This window comes from ANME-2 cluster archaeon, from assembly GCA_014237145.1.
Classification (GTDB): domain Archaea; phylum Halobacteriota; class Methanosarcinia; order Methanosarcinales; family Methanocomedenaceae; genus Methanocomedens_A.
In genome coordinates, this window is record JAAXOC010000013.1 from 21,574 (window position 1) to 27,706 (window position 6,133).

Here is a 6,133-nt window from a genome sequence, read left to right on the forward strand (position 1 = left end):
ATATAGTATGATTACTAGGAGACACCTGAAAATGCCCCAAATTGCGGTCAACACGCGCGAAGACTCAATACGAATGCACACAACGCGCAAAGCAATCAGACATATCCCACTTATGGCGAGATCATCTACGCTCTGTGGGGTGAACGATCAGGTGAAGCACACTGCACTATCGGGAGTCCAATTCATCCTATCAAATCCAAGCATATCGATGGTACCATGCATGTGAAGGTGGTATGGATCAAACGAGGACTGGATAATATATTTTAAGCACTAAAGCAAGTTTATAAACAGTAAAATAAATAAATATGAGGCAAATGAGATGAAAACGAAAAGAATGGTTGGAATTGTTACAGTGGCAACAGCAATGCTGTTGGCTCTAACGAGCGCTTCGCCAGTAATGGCGCAAGATGTATCAGTAGTGGTGGAAAAAATAGACGCAAATATGGCGGAGCTTGAAGGAGCCGCCAAGATCATACACGAGGAGACGGACGCAATCATTGGCATCGAAGGTGTGCCGGATGAAATGAAAGATACGGCTGAGACAGTTCATCTGAGCACCCATGCTCTCAATCACATTGGGGTGTATATGGGAAACGATATCGAGAAGCTCGATACCTATAAAGCCGATCCCGATAAGAATAGAGGAGAAATGTTGTTTACATTGGGAAAAATCGAAGCACTTCGGAAACTGTACCAAGACGTTGTAGGTGCAAGTGAGTTTGTAACTACTATGGAGTTGCCGGTCACAGGTAATTCGCCTTATGACTTGACACATATACTTATAGAGAACCCGGATGTTCAGGCATCCCCTGAAGCCATAAGTGCTGCAGGCAATGTGCATACTGCTGTGCATGATCTCGGCGATGCAGCCCAAGCTATGAGGCTCAATTTGGAAGAACTTGAAGATGCATTAGCAGAAGCACCAGCATCCGCACCGAAAGAGTCGGGGTCCGAGGTAGCAGAATCAGTAGGGAAAATAGACACAAATATGGCGGAGCTTAAAGGAGCCACCGAAGTTATACACACACAGACGGACGCGATCCTTGGTGTCGAAGGTATGCCGGATGAAGTGGCAGCTATGGCGGAGACAGCTCATCTAAGCACCCACTGCCTCGAGTTCATTGGGGTTTATATGGAAAGCTCTATCGGGAAGCTTGACACCTATAAAGCCGAGCCTGAGAAGAACAAAGCAAAAATGTTGGTTGATGCGGGAAAAACCGAAGCACTTCGGAAACTGTATCAAGACACAATAGATTCAGGTGATTTTGTAACTACTATGGAGTTGCCGGTTACGGGTAAATCGCCTTATGACTTGACACATTTACTTATAGAGAGCCCGGAGGTCCAGGCATCACCGGAAGCCATAAGTGCTGCAGGCGATGTGCACACTGCTGTGCATGATCTTGAAGATGCAGCCAAATCTATGAGGCTCAATTTGGAAGAACTTGAAGATGCATTAGCAGAACTTGAAGAACCAACGGCAACAGCGGCAGAAGAAACGAAACAGGCATCAGCAGGTACATCCAGCACGCCAGGATTTGGAGTCACCCTTGCCGTACTTGGCCTTATTGCAGCACTCTTCATTTCGACACGGAGAACGTAAGATAGTTGGCTTTCGAATAAACAGGGGTTTGTCGCCCCTGTCAATCTTTTTATTTTGAGGAACAAAGCAATGCATATATCTGATGGCGTTTTATCTCTTCCAGTTATAGCGGTTGGCTGGGTCGTAACAATCACGTTACTTGCAATAGTGCTCTGGCGGAGCAAAGATAGTATAGTAGAGCAGATACCAAAGATTTCGGTCATGACTGGCGCGTTCTTTATCGCATCCCTGATTCATGTGCCGATACCGCCTACGTCGGTTCACCTCATACTAAACGGTCTGCTGGGTGTGGTGCTTGGGGTGCTCGCATATCCCGCGATGTTCATTGGTCTTACTCTGCAGGCGCTTCTCTTCCAGCACGGGGGATTTACGACGATCGGGGTGAACACGATGAACGTGGGCGTACCCGCACTGATCGCTTACGGCGCATTCTGGATGGGGTCCAGAAGTGGAGTCCCAAAGGCGTTACTCGGCGCAATATGTGGCGGTCTTGCGGTGCTCACCACTGCGATCTTCCTGGCTATCTGCCTTATCACAACAGGTGATGAATTTCTGGACGTTGCAAAGGTTGCTGTAGCAGCGCACATCCCTCTCATGATAATCGAATCGATCATTACTGGTTCGGCAGTGGCTTTTCTGGTAAAGGTGAAACCAGAGATGCTACCAATAGATACGGAGGATAAAAGAAAATGAAAATAATCAGAATAATGGGCATTCTGGCACTGGTATTTATCCTGTGTACGGCACTGTGCCTTCCGGCATCCGCACACCGGGTATACGTGAAAGAACAGGTAAATGAGGTGCAGATAAGGGCATGGTACGGTGGCGGAGCGCCCATGGCGCACGCAGATGTGATGATATACGCAAACTCCACAAGTGGCGAAGAACTGTACCTTGAGGGTGCGACCGATGAGGGAGGAATGTACTATTTCACGCCAAAGCTGGGCGTATCCGGTTACAGGGTGGTTGTGGAAGCGACAGGGCACAAGGCAGAGAAGGAGTTTGATCTGGCAGCCGGAGGATTACAGGAGCCAGCAGAGATACCACTCTACATGCGGATAGTTGCAGGGTTTGGCTACCTGATAGGACTTGCCGGAATCGGAATGCTATTTGCCGCCCGAAAGTTGAAAAAAGAGTATGAAAACAGGTAGGGGGGATCAGTAACTTTATGGAGTATCCGGAGATCGACAAATACGCATTGCTCAAATCTCCAATACACAAGTTCGATCCAAGAGCAAAGATACTCACATTCTCCTTTCTTATTTTTCTGTTTGTATTCGTAAATGACCTTAAACTTGCTGTTATCAACCTATTGTTCGCAGTTGTTCTTCTTCTGATCTCAAGACTCCCCCTAAGATTCGTGTTCAATCGCATAAGGCTGGTATTCTTATTTGTTTTTCCGATTCTTGTGATCATGTCCCTGACTGTGAAAGGGAGTGAACTCATAGGAATCTACGGAGTATCAGTGACTTATGAGGGCGTCAGATACGGAAGTTTGATCATACTGAGGGCGGTTGCAGCGGTAACACTCGTGTTGACGATGCTTGGAACGATGAGGTTCGATACAACGATAAAGGCACTCTACATGCTTAAAGTGCCGGGCGCACTTGTCCAGATGCTGATGTTTACCTATCGCTACATCTTTGTTCTGCTGGAAGAGTTTTCCAGGATGTGTAGGGCAATGAGTTGCAAAGGATTCGTGTTAAAGGCGAACAGGTACGCGCTTTCAATGCTTGGAAACGTGATCGGGATGCTCATAGTCAAAAGTTATGAGAGATCTGATAGAGTGTACAAGTCAATGATCTCCAAGGGCTATACCGGGAATCCAATGACTATGACGAGGTTCAATATGGTGGCAGGGGATTATGCTTTAATCGTATTAATCATTGGTATCGCAATCCTGCTGCGCATGTATTCAGTGATACTGCCGGTGGTGTCATGACGTCTGCGATACGCGTCCGCGACCTGAATTACACCTATCCTGACGGGACGGTTGCGCTCGAGCACGTCTCGTTCGAGATCGAAAAAGGTGAATCTGTAGCGCTCATCGGACCGAACGGTGCAGGCAAATCGACGCTGCTGCTCCACTTAAACGGCATCCTGCACAGCAAAACATCACTTGGATCCATCAAGATCTTTGGCGAGCCGATCGATCCCAAAAAAGTGCACGAGATGCCGAAAAAGATCGGGATCGTCTTTCAGGACCCTGATGACATGCTCTTTATGCCACTGCTTGGTGATGATGTGGCATTCGGCCCTATCAATCTCGGTCTGGATAAGGAGGAGGTACAGCGAAGGGTAAAGGATGCTCTTGAAATGGTCGGACTTGCCGGATATGAGCACAGGGTCCCGCACCATCTCAGCGGGGGTGAGAAGAGGCGGGCTGCTCTTGCTACTGTACTTTCAATGGAACCTGAGATACTTGCTATGGATGAACCTACTGCCAACCTAGACCCGAAAAGCAGGAGGGAATTGATAGAGATTCTCAGAAGATTTAAAGAGAAAGGAAAAACGCTGCTGATAATCACACATGATGTGAATGCAATTCCTGAACTTGCAGAACGGGTCATTGTCCTGGACAAGACCGTGATCGCAGACGGGCCGACCCGTGATATTTTTTCAGAAACAGAAATGCTTGTGGAGATCGGCCTGGATGTGCCTGTGATCACGCAGCTCTTTGAGATACTCCGGTGTTTCGATTATCCGTGTGATGTGCTTCCGCTTTCGATCGAAGGTGCGGTTACGAACCTGACAGAAACAATGAAAGGTGGGAATGGGCATGTACATCTGCATATCCACGAACATACACACTCAGGAATCATTTCTGCACGAAGCAAGTATCATGTTCATGTAGAAAAGCATGAGGTAGTGCAGGAATGAATTGTCAATGGCAGGCTTGATGAAGGTGATGTTTGTTGAAAGTGATAACTGATTATGTCAATTCCTGGACAGTGCACTATGTCCTTGAGGAGCTTGGAATTAATTGCAAATTCTGGCCTGGTTAATACTGCGCATTACTGAAAGTCATTATAGCTGGGGGAAGGGGAAATTAATACTTACCAGTTCAAGCTGTCCCAAAACTAATTCATATTATACAATTCGGCTATATTTTATCATAATTGGGCAATTATTGATTATAATTCAATGTTATTATCCCAGATGAGATAGATTTCATTTGATTTGTACACACGCTTTTAGTTTTGGGACAGCCTGCAGTTAATCTTAATAACTATACCCTGCAGCTCTACTGCGGTTGGGTGTGCCGTAGCAACTTTTAACCGGCAGATTAACTGGCCTCTTTGGTGATAAATACAACAGTATTGTTAACAGGGGGTTCTGGTCTAATTCGATATAATTCTGTGAACTGTTCAGGCAATTCAAATTGAAAACCCGTTTCCAGTACTCTTCGCAATCCCATTCCATAGATACGATAGGATAGTCTCATTCTCGCAGGCAGCACACTTGCCAGATAATTAAAGATCTCTATTTTAGGCTCGGCTGCAGCGGCTACCATCAGAAGTTCGTATTTACTTTTAAGGGGTAAGCTAAAGTGGTTTCCAGTTTTTATCTCTATCTGACTGGAAAGACCAAGTTTCTCCACCACCTCTCTTGAGAGTTTAGCTCTATCAGGTTCCTGTTCAATTCCGATTCCTTTAAGTCCGTTTTGATGGCACATAATGATAAGTGATAGGGGTAGAGGTCCGCTTCCAAGAAACACAACACTATCACCTGGTTTAAGTCCGGATCCTTGATATTCGCTTTGTGCTAGCTGGACATAATTCGAGTAATGGGTAAATTTTTCAAGCACTTCCCATGGTTGGCTGCTTTCCAGTATTGAATATGCGTTTTCGGTTTCGAGCCGTAAACTGTATAGATTTCGAAACCGGACAATTGATTCAAGTGCACAATCAGGTTTAAGTTTGCAGACGATATCCTGTGCAAACAGGTCGTCTATCTCAAGTGCACTTAGATAGTCAAGTCGTTGAAAAAAAGGCTCAAAATTATCCGAATGATCTTGAATGATCTCTTGATCATTGAGACCCCTAGTTGAGGAATATATCTTTTCGAGTTCTTCAATAATTAATCTGTTTGAATAATTTTCCATCTTACAATACTCCTGTAAAGTTATATTTAATAACAATTATTTGCATTTATTTCATAATAACGTTTCTATATTTAATCATTGCCCCTGAAAAACAGAGACTTTTTAATTTTTTCTGGCACAAATAATTCACATCTGGGATCGCAGCGAACGTGCATGAGAACTATTTCCCGACTTTCTGTACCCTTAATGTGCTCTGTGGTTTGATTTATAATAGTAAGAAGAATTCAAGTTCATTCCCCATCTGGGTCAAAGCACTGCCATGAAACCCGCTGAATAGGAAATAATAAAAACTATTAAATAAAATAGAATTTTTTAGAAATATTATCCAAAACCACACGCTATTTTGCAATTATATTTCACAGCTATGGCGTCATTCTAGCATCTTTGTTTATTACATCTAACTCACTCATGAATTGCCTTTATTG

General features: G+C 44.8%; 6 protein-coding genes. 5 read left to right on the forward strand and 1 reads right to left on the reverse strand.

Annotation, left to right across the window (positions count from 1 at the left end):
- Positions 1-397: 397 nt before the first annotated feature.
- The 5 genes from HF974_02490 (at position 398) to HF974_02510 (ending at position 4,483) form a co-directional block, all read left to right on the forward strand.
- Positions 398-1,603, forward strand: a complete 1,206-nt coding sequence (locus HF974_02490; GenBank protein ID MBC2697206.1) for a PGF-CTERM sorting domain-containing protein — start codon at positions 398-400, stop codon at positions 1,601-1,603.
- A 69-nt stretch (positions 1,604-1,672) separates the two neighbouring features.
- A complete protein-coding gene (cbiM, locus tag HF974_02495; GenBank protein ID MBC2697207.1) occupies positions 1,673-2,296 on the forward strand; it encodes a cobalt transporter CbiM in 624 nt (207 codons plus the stop codon).
- Positions 2,297-2,310: 14 nt separating this feature from the next.
- A complete protein-coding gene (locus tag HF974_02500) occupies positions 2,311-2,754 on the forward strand; it encodes a carboxypeptidase regulatory-like domain-containing protein (GenBank protein ID MBC2697208.1) in 444 nt (147 codons plus the stop codon).
- Positions 2,755-2,771: 17 nt separating this feature from the next.
- On the forward strand, positions 2,772-3,545 hold the full coding sequence (cbiQ, locus tag HF974_02505) for a cobalt ECF transporter T component CbiQ (GenBank protein MBC2697209.1): 774 nt from the start codon (positions 2,772-2,774) through the stop codon (positions 3,543-3,545).
- Positions 3,542-4,483: an ABC transporter ATP-binding protein gene (locus HF974_02510; protein ID MBC2697210.1), complete on the forward strand. Its 942-nt coding sequence runs from the start codon at positions 3,542-3,544 to the stop codon at positions 4,481-4,483. The genes cbiQ and HF974_02510 overlap by 4 nt, the downstream gene beginning before the upstream one ends.
- Positions 4,484-4,889: 406 nt before the next feature.
- Here HF974_02510 and HF974_02515 read toward each other — a convergent pair whose 3' ends face one another.
- Positions 4,890-5,708, reverse strand: coding sequence for a methyltransferase (locus HF974_02515; protein ID MBC2697211.1), 819 nt, complete (start codon positions 5,706-5,708; stop codon positions 4,890-4,892).
- Positions 5,709-6,133: the final 425 nt, after the last annotated feature.

Bases quoted from the DNA above. Each gene is read 5' to 3' on its own strand.
- HF974_02490 (MBC2697206.1), top strand. From the start codon at position 398: ATGGCGCAAGATGTATCAGTAGTGGTGGAAAAAATAGACGCAAATATG.
- cbiM (MBC2697207.1), top strand. From the start codon at position 1,673: ATGCATATATCTGATGGCGTTTTATCTCTTCCAGTTATAGCGGTTGGC.
- HF974_02500 (MBC2697208.1), top strand. From the start codon at position 2,311: ATGGGCATTCTGGCACTGGTATTTATCCTGTGTACGGCACTGTGCCTT.
- cbiQ (MBC2697209.1), top strand. From the start codon at position 2,772: ATGGAGTATCCGGAGATCGACAAATACGCATTGCTCAAATCTCCAATA.
- HF974_02510 (MBC2697210.1), top strand. From the start codon at position 3,542: ATGACGTCTGCGATACGCGTCCGCGACCTGAATTACACCTATCCTGAC.
- HF974_02515 (MBC2697211.1), bottom strand. From the start codon at position 5,708: ATGGAAAATTATTCAAACAGATTAATTATTGAAGAACTCGAAAAGATA.